This window comes from Sphingomonas sp. GC_Shp_6 (genome assembly GCF_026540835.1).
Lineage (GTDB): Bacteria > Pseudomonadota > Alphaproteobacteria > Sphingomonadales > Sphingomonadaceae > Sphingomonas.
In genome coordinates this window covers 87,126-101,921 of record NZ_JALNUO010000010.1, presented here as the reverse complement: position 1 = coordinate 101,921, position 14,796 = coordinate 87,126, and the positions used below count along the sequence as shown (strand labels likewise).

Genomic DNA, 14,796 nt, shown 5'->3' with positions numbered 1-14,796 from the left:
CGCCTGATGGCGGCTCCGCGGCATATCCTCTCCTTTGCGCAGACGCTGGCGGGCGGCGGGGTGGAGCGTGCGATGCTGCGGCTGGCGCGGGACTGGATCGAACGCGGCGCGCGGGTCACGCTGGTGATGGGATCGCTGGACGGGCCGCTTGCCGCCGAACTGCCGGACGGGATCGAGACGATCGTGCTGGGGCACAGCGGTTATGCGGCGATGGCCGCCGTGCCGGGGATCGTCCGTGCGGTGTCGCCCGACATCCTCTTCTGCCCCGGCAACCATTATACGCTGGTCGCCGCCTGGACGAAGGCGCGGCTCGGCGCCGCCTGTCCGCCGATCGTCGCCAAGATCTCGAACGCGCCCGATCGCGCCGATCACGACGCCGTCGTCGCGGCGGGGCATCGGTGGTGGCTCGCCGCGCATCGCCGCTTCCTCGATCATATCGTGGCGATGACGCCCGCCACCGCCGCGGCCGCTGCGCGCGCGATGCGGATGGAGGGGCGGACGAGCGTGATCCCCAACCCGCCCGCACGGCCGATCCCCGGCGCGCCCGTTCCGCCGCTGCCGACAGGACCCTTCGTGCTCGGCGTCGGCCGGCTGCGCCCGCAGAAACGCTGGGACCGGCTGATCGCCGCTATGGCCGCGCTGGACGGCGTGCCGCTCGTGATCCTGGGCGAAGGCCCCGATCGCCGTGCGCTCACGGCCCAGGCGCGCGCGCTGGGGATCGCGCACCGGGTCCATCTGCCCGGCCATGCCGCCGATCCGTTTCCGGCGATGGCGCGCGCCGCCGTGCTGGCGCTCACCTCGGATTACGAGGGCGTGCCGGGCGTGCTGCGCGAGGCGCTGTCGGTCGGCACGCCGGTGGTCGCCACCGATTGCAGCGCCGCGATCGCCGAGATCGTCACGCGCCCGGAACTCGGCCGCATCGTCCCCCGCGACGATCCCGCCGCCCTGGTCACCGCGCTGCGCCACGCGCTGGCGACGACCCGCCCCGCGCCGGTGCCGCCACCGGGGACCGATTCGGCAGCACGCTATCTGGCCTTGTTCGACACGCTGCTGGCCTGAGCGCCGGGCGTCAGGCCGTGGATCGCGCCACCCGGTCCGGATGCGCTGCGGCGAAGGCGGGCAACGCGCAGGCCGCGGCATCGGCCGCCACCAGCCGCGGATAGGCCGCAAGCGGCACCGCGAAGCGCCGCGCGTTATACATTTGCGGCACCAGGCAGAGATCCGCCACATCGGGCGCGGCGCCGCCCAGGAACGGCCCATCCACCGGCGCCATCGCCTCCAGCGCGTCGAAGCCTGCGATCACCCAGTGGCGATACCAATCGTCCTTGGCGGGTTGATCCGCGCCGAACTGCGTCTCCAGCCGCTTCAGCACGCGCAGATTGTCGATCGGATGGATGTCCGCCGCGATCACAAGCGCCCGCGCCAGCGTCTGCGCGCGCGCCAGCGGATCGCGCGGATAGAGCGGTGGATCGGGATAGACCGCATCGAGCCAGTCGAGAATGGCGAGGCTCTGCGTGATCGCGATGCCGTCCACCACCAGCGCGGGAAGCAGCCCCTGCGGCTGGACGGCGCGGTTGGCGTCGCCCCGCTGTGCACCCGTCAGCAGGTCGATCGGCACGCTTTCATAGGCGACGCGCTTCAGATGAAGCGCGATCCGCACCCGATAGGCGGCCGACGACCGCCAATAATCATGCAGCCGGATCGGCATCCATCCGCTCCGCCTCACGCTCCGAACTCCGCTCGAGCGCCACCTTTATCATGGCGGTCATCGGATCGGCGAGCATCAGCCCCAGCAGCCCGAACAGCGCGCTGGCCAGGATCTGCATCGACAGCGTCAGCGCCGGCGGCAGATCGACCGTGCGCCGTGCGACGATCGGCACCACCACATAGCCATCGATGCTCTGCACGAACGCCCAGGTGCCGAGCGCCCACAGCCCGGTGTGCATGCCGCCACTGAACCCCACCGCGACCATCAGCGCGCCGGTGATGAACGCGCCGATATTGGGGATGAAGGCCAGGATCGCGGCGATGATGCCCAGCACCAGCGCCATCGGCACGCCGCCGATCTCGAGCGCGATCCCGGTGGCCACGCCCTCCACCGTCATGCCCAGCAGGCGCCCGGCGAGCAGGCGGCGCAGCGTCGTGCCCATCCGCTCGGTCGTCTTGGTGAATTCGGCGCGCGAATCGGTCGGCACCATCCATTGCAGCCCGCGCTCGTAGATCCGCGGTTCCATCGCGAAGAACAGCCCGAGCACCAGGATGAACACCGTCGTGGTCAGCGCGCCCAGCGCAGTGCCGACGAAGCTGGTCAGCTTACCGACAGAACCCATCGCCTGGTGGAGCATCCCGTTCACGTCGGAAGCGCCGGGCATGATCCCCTTGGAACTGAGCCAGGCCGCGAGCCGCGACCATTGCGTCTGCAGTGTCTGCTGGAGCTGCGTCACCTGCTCCGAAAGCTGGACGCCCATCAGGTAAAAGGTGCCGAGCAGGAACGCGATCACCGCGAGCACCACGATCAGCAGCCGCCATCCGCGCCCGATCGGCAGTACGCGGCCGAGCAGCCGGACACCGCCGTCGAGCATCGCGGCGAACACCAGTCCGGCGAAGATCACCAGCAGCGGCTGCACGAGCAGCACCGTCATCGCCATGGCGGCGATCAGGCCCAGCCACACCGCGGCCTTTTTCAGTTCGCGCCGAGTCGCGGGATCGCGCATCTCGCCGGGGCTGGGCTCGGACACCATGGGGGGTGCGGAATGATCGGCCATCAATGGGCGTCCTTGGGATGAAGCGAGAGGCCGGCGCGGCCGCTGCGCAGCGACGCCGGCCAGCTCAGCGGATTCCAGCTCGCATCGCCGTCGAGGCTGAAGGTGATGAACTCGGCGCGGCCACCCAGATTCTCGTAGGGGACGGGGCCGCCGAGCCCGAGTTCGGCGAGCGAGAAGCGGCTGTCCGCGCTGCGGTCGCGATTGTCGCCCATCATGAACACATGGTTCGCGGGGATGACGATCGGGCCGTAATTGTCGCCCTGGCTGTCGGGCTGAAGGTCGATCGTGTCATAGGTGCGGCCGTTGGGCAGCGTTTCGGTGACGGTCGGCAGGCGGCACATCACCCGGCCGTCGGGCAAGGTCTCGCGCGCGCCGGGATATTCCATTTCACTGCACGGCGAATTGGTGTCGACCGGGATCAGCGTGTCGTGGAACGGCCCGCGCTTCACGGGAACGCCGTTCAGGATCACCACGCCGCCGCGCACCTCCAGCCGATCCCCCGGCAGGCCGATCACGCGCTTGATATAATCGTTGCGCGTGCCCGGCGGCGTGACGATGGCGACGTCGCCGCGCGTGGGCAGCGATCCGAAGAGCCGGCCGTGGATGAACGGCAGCGCGACGCTCCAGCTCTCCTCCGGCTCGTGCAGCACCAGGCTGTCGAAGATCGCGACCGGATTGGGAATGGTGGGCGACACGTACGACCAGCCATAGGCGAATTTGCTGACCACCAGCCGATCGCCGATCCGCAGGCCCGGCAGCATCGATTCGGATGGGATGTAGAACGGCTTGGCGATGAAGCTGTGGAAGCCGAGCACGATCAGGATCAGCCAGAAGATGCCCTTCACCTCGCCCCACCAGTCGGTGCCGCGCCGTTCCGCCTTCACCGGTGCCGGAGAAGCGGCCGGCGTTCCGGCCGGCGGGACAGCGGGCGTGGGGGCGAGCGGCGCGGGATCGCGGGCGTCGGGCGCGGTGTCGGTCATGCTGCAGGTTCCGGGATCGCCTCGATTATCACAAAGGCTTGCGCCCAGGGATGATCGTCGGTCAGCGTCAGATGTATCCGCAGCGCGTGGCCGTGCGGGACCATCGCGTCAAGCCTCGCCTTCGCGCCGCCCGTCAGGCTGAGCGTCGGCGCGCCGCTCGGCGCGTTGACCACGCCGATGTCGCGCATGAACACGCCCGCCTTGAAGCCGGTGCCCACCGCCTTGGAAAACGCCTCCTTGGCGGCGAAGCGCTTCGCCAGCGTTCCGGCCTTGGTAAACGGCCGCCGATCCGCCCGCGCGCGCTCCGCATCGGTGAAGACGCGCTGTTCGAAGCGCGCGCCGAACCGGTCGAGCGATGCCTGGATCCGCACGATGTTGCACAAGTCGGAGCCGATCCCGAGGATCATGCGGCGGAGGTCGATCGAGCGGCGCGGGCATCACCCACGCGCGGCATCCATCGCCGCGCGCATCGTGCGCACCGCAGCGTCCAGCCCGACGAACAGCGCCTCGCCGATCAGGAAATGGCCGATGTTGAGCTCGCGCACTTGCGGGATCGCGGCGATCGGGCCGACATTGTCATAGGTGAGGCCGTGCCCGGCATGCACCTCGATCCCGTTCTTGGCCGCCAGCGCCGCCGCGTCGACCAGCCGCCGCAGCTCCTCGGCCCGCGCCTCGCCCTCCAGTTCGGCATAGCGGCCGGTGTGCAGCTCGACGACGGGCGCGCGCAGCCGGATCGCCGCGTCGATCTGCTCCGCCGACGGCTCGACGAACAGCGACACGCGCACCCCAGCATCGCTCAGCGCGGCGACCATCGGTGCCAGCCGATCGTAGAGGCCGGCGGCATCCAGCCCGCCTTCGGTCGTCAGTTCCTCGCGCTTTTCGGGCACGATGCACGCGGCGTGCGGCCGGTGGCGGAGCGCGATCGCCAGCATCTCGTCGGTCGCCGCCATTTCGAGGTTCAACGGGATCGTCAGTTCGCTGGCCAACCGCGCGATATCGGCATCGCCGATGTGCCGCCGATCCTCGCGCAGATGCGCGGTGATCCCGTCGGCCCCGGCGCGCGCCGCCAGCAGCGCTGCGCGCACCGGATCGGGATAGCCCACCCCGCGCGCGTTGCGCACGGTGGCGACGTGATCGATGTTCACGCCCAGGCGCAGGCGCTCGCTCACTTGGCGCGGCTTCCGGGCTTGATCGCGGGGATCGCGGCCAGCGCCGGCGGCAGCGCGTCCGCGGCATAGGTCGGCACGTCCAGCCGGATCAGCGGGAAGAACGGCACGCCCAGATCCGCTGCCCCGTTCGACCGGTCGACCAGCGCGGCCGCGGCGACCGTCTCGCCGCCCGCGCGCGCGATCGCGGCGACCGCCTCGCGCGAGCTGAGGCCGGTGGTCACCACATCCTCCATCATCAGCACCGTCTGGCCGCGATCGAGGCGAAAACCGCGGCGCAGTTCGAACACGCCCTCGGGCCGCTCGAGGAACATCGCCTCGACGCCCAGCGCGCGCGCCATCTCGTGGCCGGCGATCACCCCGCCCATCGCCGGCGACACCACCGCGCCGATCCGCGCCCGCAGCGCCGCCGGGATGGTCTCCGCCAGCGCGGCGCAGAGCCGCGCGCCGCGCGCCGGATCCATCAGCACGCGCGCGCATTGCAGATAGCGCGGGCTGCGCAGCCCCGAGGAGAGGATGAAATGGCCCTCCAGCAGCGCGTCGGCGGCGCGGAATTCGGCGAGCACCTGGTCTTCGGTCATCAGCGTCATAGCCCGCGAATAAGGCCCGGCGCCCCCGCGCGCAACGCCCGCAACCGCGCGCCGCCCCGGCAAAAGCACGGGAGCGCTTGAGGACGGCCGTCCGCACGCGTATAGCCATGCCCAAAGGGTGCCGGACGTGCACCGCGAGAGGGCAAATCGGGGTGACGAAACGCATGCGCACGCTGGGCAAGGGTATCGCGATCGCCGCCGGGCTGGCACTGGCCGGGCTGGGATCCTCCGGTCTGGCGCTCGCCGCCGCGCCGCAGACCGTATCGGCCCCGCAAGGCGTTTCGGGCGTGCCGCACACCAGCAACACCGCCCCCACCACCGCCGCCGCGCCCGCCACGGCGGCGCCGAACAGCCCCGAACTCGCGATGGACGGCGCGCCGGCGATGACGGTCAAGCCGAGCATCGGCCAGCCCACCAACGGCGTGTTCGGGCTTCAGCCCCAAGTCACCGCCAATGGCCGCTTCGCGCATCAGATGCACGATCGCCTGCTCGTCCCCGTCATCACGATCATCTCGCTCTTCGTGCTGCTGCTGCTCGGCATCGTCGCCGTCCGCTTCCGCCGGGCTGCGCATCCCAACCCCACGCGCACCTCGCACAACACCGTGCTCGAGATCGCCTGGACGCTGATCCCGGTGCTGATCCTGGCGGGCATCGCGGTTCCCTCGATCGGGCTGCTCCAGGCGCAATATCGCCCCGCCCCGTCGGGCGCGGTGACGCTGAAGGCGACGGGCAACCAATGGTATTGGACCTATAGCTATCCCGACGAGGGCGGCTTCGAGATCACCGCCAACATGCTGAAGGAAAAGGATCAGGTCGGCAAAGGCGAGCGCGCGCGCACCGATGCCGACGGGCCCCGCCTGCTGGCGGCGGACAACCGCGTGGTGCTGCCGGTCGGCGTGCCGATCCGCCTCATCACCACCTCGGCCGACGTGATCCACAGCTGGGCGGTGCCCGCCTTCTGGATCAAGCTGGACGCGGTGCCGGGCCGCCTGAACGAGACGAGCTTCACGATCGAGAAGCCCGGCCTCTATTTCGGGCAATGTTCGGAATTGTGCGGCGCGCGCCACGCGTTCATGCCGATCGCGGTGGAGGCGGTGTCGCCCGCCGAGTTCGCCCGCTGGGTCCGCGCCAAGGGCGGCACGATGCCGACGCCGGGCAAGGCCTCCAACGCGCTGATCCCGCAGCCCGGTGCCGACGCCTCCGCCGCCAAGGCGACCGAAGCCGCGACCACCGCCAACGCCGCGGGGCCGGCCGAGAACGCCACGGTCGCCGCCCCCGTCATCACCCAAGGCGCGACCGGCAATCCGGCCGGCGCCGGCAACGCCGGACACTGAGACCATGACCGACACCGCGCTCCACCCGTCGGCCTTCGTCGGCCACGCCGCACACGAGCATCACCATGATGCGGATCACAAGCCGGGCTTCTTCGCCCGCTGGTTCATGTCGACCAACCACAAGGACATCGGCACGCTCTATCTGATCTTCGCGATCGTCGCGGGGATCATCGGCGGGTCGATCTCGGGGCTGATGCGCGCCGAACTGGCGCATCCCGGGATCCAGTATCTCCAGGGCTGGGCCTCGCTGCTCCACGGCGGCCAGGCCAGCCTCGACGAATCGCTCCATCTCTGGAACGTGCTCATCACCGCGCACGGGCTCATCATGGTGTTCTTCATGGTGATGCCGGCGATGATCGGCGGCTTCGGCAACTGGTTCGTGCCGATCATGATCGGCGCGCCCGACATGGCGTTCCCGCGGATGAACAACGTGTCCTTCTGGCTGCTGATTCCGGCCTTCACGCTGCTGCTCGCCTCGCCCTTCTTCGGCGGCGCGGGCAATGGCTGGACGCTCTATGCGCCGCTTTCCACCTATGGCGAGCCTGGGCCGTCGACCGACATGGCGATCCTGGCGCTCCATCTGGCGGGCGCATCCTCGATCCTCGGCGCGATCAACTTCATCACCACCATCTTCAACATGCGCGCGCCGGGCATGACGCTGCACAAGATGCCGCTGTTCGTCTGGTCGGTGCTGGTCACCGCCTTCCTGCTGCTGCTCGCACTTCCCGTGCTGGCGGCCGCTATCACGATGCTGCTCACCGACCGCAATTTCGGCACCACCTTCTTCGATCCGGCGGGCGGCGGCGATCCGATCCTCTACCAGCATCTGTTCTGGTTCTTCGGCCATCCCGAAGTGTACATCATGATCCTGCCGGGCTTCGGCATCGTCAGCCAGATCATCTCCACCTTCAGCCGCAAGCCCGTCTTCGGCTATCTCGGCATGGCCTATGCCATGGTGGCGATCGGCGTGGTCGGCTTCGTGGTGTGGGCGCACCACATGTTCACCACCGGCCTCAGCGTGAACACCAAGATGTATTTCACCGCCGCCACGATGGTGATCGCGGTGCCGACCGGCATCAAGATCTTCTCGTGGATCGCGACGATGTGGGGTGGGTCGCTCACCTTCAAGACGCCGATGGTGTGGGCGATCGGCTTCATCTTCATGTTCACGGTGGGTGGCGTCACCGGCGTGGTGCTCGCCAATGGCGGCATCGACGATTACATGCAGGACACCTATTACGTCGTCGCGCACTTCCATTACGTGCTCAGCCTCGGCGCGGTGTTCTCGCTGTTCGCGGGCTTCTACTACTGGTTCCCGAAGATGTCGGGCAAGATGTACAACGAGTTTCTCGGCCAGCTTCACTTCTGGGTGTTCTTCGTGGGCGTGAACGTGATGTTCTTCCCGATGCACTTCCTGGGCCTGCAGGGCATGCCGCGTCGCTACCCCGATTATCCCGACGCGTTCGCGCATTGGAACTGGGTCGCCAGCGTGGGCTATATGATCATGGCCGCCGGCATGGGCGTGTTCTTCGTCAACCTGATCTGGTCGCTGATCGCGGGCAAGAAGGCGGGCGACAATCCCTGGGGCGACGGCGCCACTACGCTCGAATGGACGCTCTCGTCTCCCCCGCCCTATCACCAGTTCGAAACGCTGCCGCGGATCCAGTAACGCACCGGGCCAGCCGGTCGACCGAAAGAATACGCCCCGGTTCGCGCCGGGGCGTTTTTGTTTCACCGCGATCACTTTACCGCGACGACAATGCCCACCGCCGCCGCCGCAAAGAAAATCTTGCACCGCAGCATGAGCGCAGGATGCTAGTTCGCCCCATCGCCACGCCGGGCCCAACCGTGCGGGCCACCAAAGGGCGCAACCATGATTCTCCTCCCCAACGCAGCGGCGCTGGCCGCCGCGCTCCTGTCCCAGACCGTGCCGCAGGCCGAGCCGGCGCAGCCCGCCGAAGCCGCGCCCGCCGCGGGAGCGGCCAGCCCGGAAGCCGAGAGCAACGACATCGTCGTCACCGGCACGCGCGTTCAGGGCCGCACCCGGCTCGACAGCGCCTCGCCGATCGACGTGCTGAGCGGCGCGAGCCTCCAGCGCCAGGGCACCACCGAACTGGGCGCAGCGCTGTCCGCGGTCGCGCCCTCGATCGATTTCCCGCGTCCCTCGGCCACCGACGGCACCGACGCGATCCGCCCCGCCACGCTGCGCGGCCTGTCACCCGACCAGACCTTGGTGCTCATCAACGGCGTACGCGGGCACACCTCGGCGCTGCTCAACACCAACGGCTCGGTCGGCCGCGGATCGGCGGCGGTCGATCTCAACACCATCCCGACGGTCGCGCTCGACCGGATCGAGGTGCTGCGCGACGGCGCCTCGGCGCAATATGGCTCGGACGCGATCGCCGGCGTCGTCAATCTGCGGCTGCGCCAGGCGCGATCGGGCGGCGGCGCGCAGGTGACCTATGGCTTTTACGACACCGATATCGACACCGCGCGCGGATCGCGCAGCACGAAGGGCGAACCCGCCGTAACCGCCTCGGCCTGGCAGGGGATCGGCTTCGGCAGCGATGGCTATGTCACGGTGTCGGGCGAGTATCTCGACCGCCAGCCGACCAACCGCGCCGATTTCGATCCGCGCGTCACGCCGTCGCGCGTCACCGGCCGCTTCGGCGATCCCGAGGTTCGGCAATATACCGGCTTCGTCAACGCGGGCACCTCGCTCACCGACAATCTGAGCGTCTATGGCTGGGTCGGCTATCAGGATCGCGACACGCGCGGCGCGGCCTTTCCGCGGCTCGCCAGCGCGACGACGACGGCGCTCGCGGGCTATCCCAATGGCTTCCTGCCGATCATCGACACCAAGTCGCAGGATCTCAATTCCGCGCTCGGCCTGCGCAGCACGCTCGCCGGGTTCGATCTGGATCTCAACGTCAGCTATGGCCGCAACCGGGTCAATTTCCGCACGCTCAATTCGGCCAACTATGCCTATGGCGCCGCCACCCCGCACCGCTTCGACGACGGCGCGCTGATCTACGATCAATATGTCGCCGGGCTCGACGCGACGCGCAAGTTCGACGTGTTCCGGTCGCTGAACGTCGCCTTCGGGATCGAGGGGCGGCGCGAAGGCTTCAAGATCACGCCGGGCGAGCGCGCCTCCTATGGCACGCCCGCCACCGGCGCGGTCGCCGGGGCGTCGCAGGGCGCGCAGGGGTTCGGTGGCTTTTCGCCGGACAACGCCATCGAACGCAGCCGGCGCAGCGGCAGCATCTATCTCGATCTCGAAGCGCAAGTGACGGACAAGCTGCTCGTCGGGCTGGCGGGGCGCGGCGAGGATTATTCCGATTTCGGCGCGACGGGCACGGGCAAGCTGTCGCTGCGCTATGATTTCGCACCCTGGTTCGCGCTGCGCGGCACGGCGTCCACGGGCTTTCGCGCACCCGCGCTCCAGCAGCAATATTTCACCCAGGTGGCCACCGTCATCCAGAACGGCAACCCGATCCAGACCGGCACCTTCCCCTCGACCAGCGTGGTCGGGACGGCGCTGGGCGGCCTGCCGCTGCGGCCGGAGCGTTCGACCAATCTGTCGGCGGGCGCGGTGATCCGCGCGGGCGGCTTCGACCTGACGATCGACGCCTATCGCATCCATATCCGTGACCAGATCGGCCTGTCGGAGAACATCACCACCTCGACCAGCCAGACCGCCGCGGTGAACGCGCAGATCGCCGCGCTGCTCGCCTCGACCAACACCGGCGCGACCGCGGCGCGGTTCTTCATCAACGGCCTGGCCTCCACTACCAAGGGCATCGACGTCGTCGGCCATTATCGCTGGCGGACTACGGCTGCGGGCGCGTTCGACTTCACCGTGGCGGGCAACGTCAACGATCTGAAGGTGACGCGCGTGCCCACCTCCACTGCCACGCTGAACCCGGCGCCGGTGCTCTTCGCGCGCAGCCGCATCCTCACGCTCGAGGACGGCACGCCCGAGGAGAAGGTGACGGGCACGGTCGACTGGTCGCTCGACCGGGTCGGCGCGCTCGCCCGCGTCACCTATTATGGCGACGTGAATCAGCCGGGCACCACGCCCGCCGCCGATATCCATACGGGCCGCCATGCGATCACCGATCTCGAACTGCGCTATGGCGCGTTCAAGGGCGGCCAGATCGGGCTCGGCGTCAGCAACCTGTTCGACGTCTATCCCGATCGCACCATCGCCGCCAACAACAGCACGGGCGTGGTCGGCTTCCCCTATTATTCGCCGTTCGGCTTCAACGGCCGCTATCTCTACGCCCGAGTCGGCGTGAACTGGTAAGGGCGGCATCGCGCATCGGCCTGCCGTGATCGGCATGGCCCGATGCGCAACCGCTTCCCCCCTGCCCGGCGGCGGCGTATAGCGGGGCGAGAATGACCATCGCGGCGCCGCTCCTTCCCCCTGCCGACTGGCGCGACTTCCTCGCGCTGACCAAGCCGCGCGTGATGACGTTGGTGGTGTTCACCGGCCTGTGCGGCATGCTGGCGGCGCCGGTGCATGTCGATCCGGTACTGGGCTTTACCGCGATCCTCTGCATCGCGCTCGGCGCGGGTGCGGCAGGGGCGCTCAACCAATGGTATGAAGCCGATCTGGACGCGGCGATGCGCCGCACGCAGAAGCGGCCGCTGCCGGGCGGGCGGATGGATCGGCAGTCGGCGCTGCATTTCGGCGTCGGGCTCGGGGCCTTTTCGGTCATCCTGATGGGGCTGGCGGTGAACGTGGCGGCGGCGGCGATCCTGACGCTCTCCATCCTGTTCTACGTGCTGGTCTATACGGTGTGGCTGAAACGGCGGACGCCGCAGAACATCGTGATCGGCGGCGCCGCCGGCGCATTTCCGCCACTGATCGGCTGGGCCGCGGCGACGGGCGAGGTGGCGTTGCTGCCGCTCTTGCTCTTCGCGCTCGTGTTCCTGTGGACGCCGCCGCATTTCTGGTCGCTCGCGCTGTTCGTCGAGACCGATTACGCCAATGCCGGCGTGCCGATGCTGCCCGTGGTGGCGGGCGAGCGCGTCACGCGCACCCAGATCGGGCTCTACACCATCCCCATGGCGGCGGCGGCGCTGCTGCCCTGGCCGCTGGGGCTGGCGGGCGATCTCTACGGCGCGGTGGCGCTCGCCACGACGGCGTGGTTCGGCTGGCTGGCTTATGCCGTGGCGGTGCGCACCACCGGCACCGACGATGCGATGATCCCGGAGAAACGCTTGTTCCGCTATTCGATCCTCTATCTTTTCGTGATCTTCGGCGCGCTGGTCGCGGACCGGTGGCTGGCATGACGCCCGATCCCGATCTCCAGGATCTGATCCGCCGCCGCCAGCGCGGCCGGTCGATCGCGCTGGCGCTGATGCTGGGCGCGCTCGTCATCCTGATCTTCGCGATCACGCTGGCCAAGATCCGGATCGCGATGACATGAGCGCCGCGGCATGACCCGCCCGCAGCGGACCGCGATGTTCGCGGTGATCGGCATCTGTTTCATGACCGGGCTCGCCTGGGCCAGCGTGCCGCTCTACCGCCTGTTCTGCCAGGCGACCGGCCTGAACGGCACCACCGGCCGCGGCCTTCAGGCGCCGGGCGCGGTGAACCGCCAGATCACGATCGCGTTCGACACCAATGTTGCCCCGAAACTGGCGTGGAACTTCCGGCCCGAGGCACGGTCCGACACGGTGGACGTGGGCGCGCGCGACATGGCGTTCTTCCTGGCCACCAACAACGCGAAGACGCCCGTGACGGGCACGGCGACGTTCAACGTCCAGCCCGATGCGGTGGGCAAATATTTCAAGAAGATCCAGTGTTTCTGCTTCACCCAGCAGACGCTGAAGCCCGGCGAGACCGCGCGGATGCCGGTGATCTTCTACGTCGACCCCGCGATCCTTAAGGATCCCGATGCCGCCGACGTGCAGACCATCACCTTGAGCTACACGTTTTACCCGGTGGATTCGGGCAAGGCGGCGGGCTAGGATCACGGCAGAACAGAAACGGGGAAGCGAGATGGCCGGCGCGAAGAACCATGATTACCACATCCTGCCCCCCAGCATCTGGCCGCTGTTCGGCTCGATGTCGGCGCTGCTGATGGCGGCGGGCGGGATCGCCTGGATGCACACCGGCCATGTGGGCCATCCCAATGGCAGCGGGTGGCTGTTCTTCCTGGGGTTGGGCGGCGTGCTCTTCACCATGTACTCCTGGTGGGCGCAGGTGGTGCACGAGGCGCATGCCGGCGATCACACCCCCGTCGTCCAGCTTCATTTCCGCTATGGCATGATCCTGTTCATCGCCTCCGAGGTGATGTTCTTCGTCGGCTGGTTCTGGGCGTTCTTCGATTTCTCGCTGTTCCCGACCGCGATGACCTTCGCCGACGGCCAGGTGACGCGCGCGACCGAGGGCGCCGCCGCGATCGTCGCGCAATGGCCGCCCAAGGGGCTGGAGGTCATCAACCCCTTCCGCTTCCCGCTGCTCAACACGCTGATCCTGCTGCTGTCGGGCACCACCGTCACCTGGGCGCACCACGCACTGATCCACGGGCAGCGCGGCGGCGAGAAGACGGGACTCTGGGGCCTGATCGGCGTCGGCAACCGCGACGGCGTGCTGAAGGGGCTGTGGTGCACGATCCTGCTGGGGCTGCTCTTCAGCTCGATCCAGGCCTATGAATATTCGGATGCGCCCTTCCCGTTCAAGGGCCTGAACTATGGCGCGTCCTTCTTCATGGCGACGGGCTTTCACGGCTTCCACGTCATGATCGGCACGATCTTCCTGATCGTCTGCCTGGTGCGCGCCTATCGCGGCGATTTCACCCCGCGCCAGCATTTCGGCTTCGAGGCGGCCGCCTGGTACTGGCATTTCGTCGACGTGGTGTGGCTGTTTCTGTTCGTCACCATCTATGTCTGGGGCGGCTGGGGCGCACCCGTCGCGACGGGGTGAGCGAGCCCGCCCCGCCGCCGCTTTCGCCGAGCATCCTCCAGGCGGGGCTGAAGGGCCTGTGCCCGCGCTGCGGCAAGCCGACGCTGTTCACCGGCTGGATCAAGTTCGCGAATCGCTGCACCGCCTGCGGGCTCGATTTCGCGCAGTTCAACGTGGGTGACGGGCCCGCCGCCTTCCTCACGCTGATCCTCGGCACCCTCGTGGTCGGGCTCGCGGTGTGGCTGCAACTGGCGCTGTCGCCGCCCTGGTGGGTCCATGTGCTGATCTGGCCCGCCTTCGCGCTCGCCGCCGTCTTGGCGATGCTCCGACTCGCCAAGGGCGCGCTGATGGCCGCCGAGTACCAGAACGCCGCGCGCGAGGGCCGGATCGACCGGGATCGGCCGTGAGGCGACTGCCGATCGTACCCACGATCGTCGTGGCGATCGCGGTGGCCGCGATGGTGGCGCTGGGGGTCTGGCAACTCCACCGGCTGGCGGAGAAGGAGGCGCTGATCGCGCTTTATGCCCGGAACCAGGCGCTGCCCGCGATCGCGCTGCCGCGTTTCCCCGACGATGGCGTGCTGTTCCGCCGCGCCAGCGCCTTTTGCCTGCAACCCGTCGGCTGGTCGAAACAGGCGGGGCGCGCGGCGGACGGCAGCATGGGCTGGCGCCAGATCGCGGCGTGCCGGACGGGCGCGGAAGGCCCAGGCTTCAGCGTGCAGCTGGGCGTGGGCAGCGATCCGAACGCGCGGCCGCACTGGGCGGGCGGCCGCGTGTCGGGCTATATCACCCATGTGCCCGATCACCGCCCGCTCGTCCTGTCCGGCCTCGATCGCACGGCGCAGCCGCTGATGATCGTGGCCGACACGCCGCCGCCGGGCCTCAAGCTCAATCCGCCCGCGGACTTGAGCGCGGTGCCCAACAACCATCTGGCCTATGCGGTGCAGTGGTTCCTGTTCGCGGCGATCGCGGCGATCATCTATGCGATCGCGGTGCGCCGCCGGATGCGCGCGGTTGTGCCCCCGCCCCCTGAGCGCTAACCC

16 protein-coding genes are annotated in these 14,796 nt (G+C 68.8%); 10 read left to right on the top strand and 6 right to left on the bottom strand.

Features of this window, described 5'->3' with window-relative positions; all coding sequences use genetic code 11:
* Window positions 1–6: 6 nt before the first annotated feature.
* Window positions 7–1,059 carry a glycosyltransferase gene (locus OXQ95_RS12750; RefSeq protein ID WP_267381876.1) on the top strand — a complete coding sequence of 351 codons (1,053 nt, stop codon included), beginning with the start codon at window positions 7–9 and terminating at the stop codon, window positions 1,057–1,059.
* A gap of 10 nt (window positions 1,060–1,069) precedes the next feature.
* Here OXQ95_RS12750 and maiA read toward each other — a convergent pair whose 3' ends face one another.
* The 6 genes from maiA to pyrE are packed head-to-tail and all read right to left on the bottom strand — an operon-like array spanning window position 1,070 to window position 5,492.
* Window positions 1,070–1,708 carry a maleylacetoacetate isomerase gene (gene maiA / locus OXQ95_RS12745; protein WP_267381875.1) on the bottom strand — a complete coding sequence of 213 codons (639 nt, stop codon included), beginning with the start codon at window positions 1,706–1,708 and terminating at the stop codon, window positions 1,070–1,072.
* The gene (locus tag OXQ95_RS12740; protein WP_242097463.1) at window positions 1,689–2,765 is read right to left on the bottom strand and encodes an AI-2E family transporter; all 1,077 of its coding nucleotides are present in this window, start codon (window positions 2,763–2,765) and stop codon (window positions 1,689–1,691) included. Before OXQ95_RS12740 ends, maiA begins: the two co-directional genes overlap by 20 nt.
* Window positions 2,765–3,745, bottom strand: a complete 981-nt coding sequence (gene lepB, locus OXQ95_RS12735) for a signal peptidase I (RefSeq protein ID WP_267381874.1) — start codon at window positions 3,743–3,745, stop codon at window positions 2,765–2,767. The genes OXQ95_RS12740 and lepB overlap by 1 nt, the downstream gene beginning before the upstream one ends.
* Window positions 3,742–4,152, bottom strand: coding sequence for a holo-ACP synthase (acpS, locus tag OXQ95_RS12730; protein ID WP_267381873.1), 411 nt, complete (start codon window positions 4,150–4,152; stop codon window positions 3,742–3,744). Before acpS ends, lepB begins: the two co-directional genes overlap by 4 nt.
* A 30-nt stretch (window positions 4,153–4,182) precedes the next feature.
* Entirely contained in the window at window positions 4,183–4,914 is a 732-nt protein-coding gene (locus tag OXQ95_RS12725; RefSeq protein WP_242097460.1) for a pyridoxine 5'-phosphate synthase, read from the bottom strand.
* The gene (gene pyrE, locus OXQ95_RS12720) at window positions 4,911–5,492 is read right to left on the bottom strand and encodes an orotate phosphoribosyltransferase (RefSeq protein ID WP_242097459.1); all 582 of its coding nucleotides are present in this window, start codon (window positions 5,490–5,492) and stop codon (window positions 4,911–4,913) included. The genes OXQ95_RS12725 and pyrE overlap by 4 nt, the downstream gene beginning before the upstream one ends.
* Before the next feature lie 173 nt (window positions 5,493–5,665).
* Between pyrE and coxB the strand changes: the two genes are divergently transcribed.
* From coxB to OXQ95_RS12675, 9 genes are all read left to right on the top strand, one after another.
* Window positions 5,666–6,835, top strand: a complete 1,170-nt coding sequence (coxB, locus tag OXQ95_RS12715) for a cytochrome c oxidase subunit II (protein WP_242097514.1) — start codon at window positions 5,666–5,668, stop codon at window positions 6,833–6,835.
* A 4-nt stretch (window positions 6,836–6,839) separates the two neighbouring features.
* Window positions 6,840–8,504, top strand: a complete 1,665-nt coding sequence (ctaD, locus tag OXQ95_RS12710; protein WP_267381872.1) for a cytochrome c oxidase subunit I — start codon at window positions 6,840–6,842, stop codon at window positions 8,502–8,504.
* 204 nt (window positions 8,505–8,708) lie between these two features.
* Window positions 8,709–11,144, top strand: coding sequence for a TonB-dependent receptor (locus tag OXQ95_RS12705; RefSeq protein WP_267381871.1), 2,436 nt, complete (start codon window positions 8,709–8,711; stop codon window positions 11,142–11,144).
* A 92-nt stretch (window positions 11,145–11,236) separates the two neighbouring features.
* Complete coding sequence (locus OXQ95_RS12700; protein ID WP_267381870.1) at window positions 11,237–12,136, top strand: heme o synthase; 900 nt, start codon at window positions 11,237–11,239, stop codon at window positions 12,134–12,136.
* On the top strand, window positions 12,133–12,273 hold the full coding sequence (locus OXQ95_RS12695) for a hypothetical protein (RefSeq protein WP_267381869.1): 141 nt from the start codon (window positions 12,133–12,135) through the stop codon (window positions 12,271–12,273). The genes OXQ95_RS12700 and OXQ95_RS12695 overlap by 4 nt, the downstream gene beginning before the upstream one ends.
* 10 nt (window positions 12,274–12,283) lie before the next feature.
* Window positions 12,284–12,817, top strand: coding sequence for a cytochrome c oxidase assembly protein (locus tag OXQ95_RS12690; RefSeq protein ID WP_242097454.1), 534 nt, complete (start codon window positions 12,284–12,286; stop codon window positions 12,815–12,817).
* Between the two features lie 31 nt (window positions 12,818–12,848).
* Window positions 12,849–13,775, top strand: coding sequence for a cytochrome c oxidase subunit 3 (locus OXQ95_RS12685; protein ID WP_242097453.1), 927 nt, complete (start codon window positions 12,849–12,851; stop codon window positions 13,773–13,775).
* Window positions 13,772–14,161: a DUF983 domain-containing protein gene (locus OXQ95_RS12680; RefSeq protein ID WP_267381868.1), complete on the top strand. Its 390-nt coding sequence runs from the start codon at window positions 13,772–13,774 to the stop codon at window positions 14,159–14,161. The genes OXQ95_RS12685 and OXQ95_RS12680 overlap by 4 nt, the downstream gene beginning before the upstream one ends.
* Window positions 14,158–14,793 (top strand): SURF1 family cytochrome oxidase biogenesis protein, encoded by a 636-nt coding sequence (locus OXQ95_RS12675; protein ID WP_267381867.1) that lies wholly within the window; start codon window positions 14,158–14,160, stop codon window positions 14,791–14,793. The genes OXQ95_RS12680 and OXQ95_RS12675 overlap by 4 nt, the downstream gene beginning before the upstream one ends.
* Window positions 14,794–14,796 lie beyond the last annotated feature (3 nt).

Coding starts and splice junctions, on each gene's coding strand:
- lepB (WP_267381874.1), bottom strand. CDS start 3,745: ATGACCGACACCGCGCCCGACGCCCGCGATCCCGCGCCGCTCGCCCCC.
- OXQ95_RS12685 (WP_242097453.1), top strand. CDS start 12,849: ATGGCCGGCGCGAAGAACCATGATTACCACATCCTGCCCCCCAGCATC.
- OXQ95_RS12750 (WP_267381876.1), top strand. CDS start 7: ATGGCGGCTCCGCGGCATATCCTCTCCTTTGCGCAGACGCTGGCGGGC.
- OXQ95_RS12690 (WP_242097454.1), top strand. CDS start 12,284: ATGACCCGCCCGCAGCGGACCGCGATGTTCGCGGTGATCGGCATCTGT.
- pyrE (WP_242097459.1), bottom strand. CDS start 5,492: ATGACCGAAGACCAGGTGCTCGCCGAATTCCGCGCCGCCGACGCGCTG.
- OXQ95_RS12740 (WP_242097463.1), bottom strand. CDS start 2,765: ATGGCCGATCATTCCGCACCCCCCATGGTGTCCGAGCCCAGCCCCGGC.
- OXQ95_RS12695 (WP_267381869.1), top strand. CDS start 12,133: ATGACGCCCGATCCCGATCTCCAGGATCTGATCCGCCGCCGCCAGCGC.
- maiA (WP_267381875.1), bottom strand. CDS start 1,708: ATGCCGATCCGGCTGCATGATTATTGGCGGTCGTCGGCCGCCTATCGG.
- acpS (WP_267381873.1), bottom strand. CDS start 4,152: ATGATCCTCGGGATCGGCTCCGACTTGTGCAACATCGTGCGGATCCAG.
- coxB (WP_242097514.1), top strand. CDS start 5,666: ATGCGCACGCTGGGCAAGGGTATCGCGATCGCCGCCGGGCTGGCACTG.
- OXQ95_RS12705 (WP_267381871.1), top strand. CDS start 8,709: ATGATTCTCCTCCCCAACGCAGCGGCGCTGGCCGCCGCGCTCCTGTCC.
- OXQ95_RS12700 (WP_267381870.1), top strand. CDS start 11,237: ATGACCATCGCGGCGCCGCTCCTTCCCCCTGCCGACTGGCGCGACTTC.
- ctaD (WP_267381872.1), top strand. CDS start 6,840: ATGACCGACACCGCGCTCCACCCGTCGGCCTTCGTCGGCCACGCCGCA.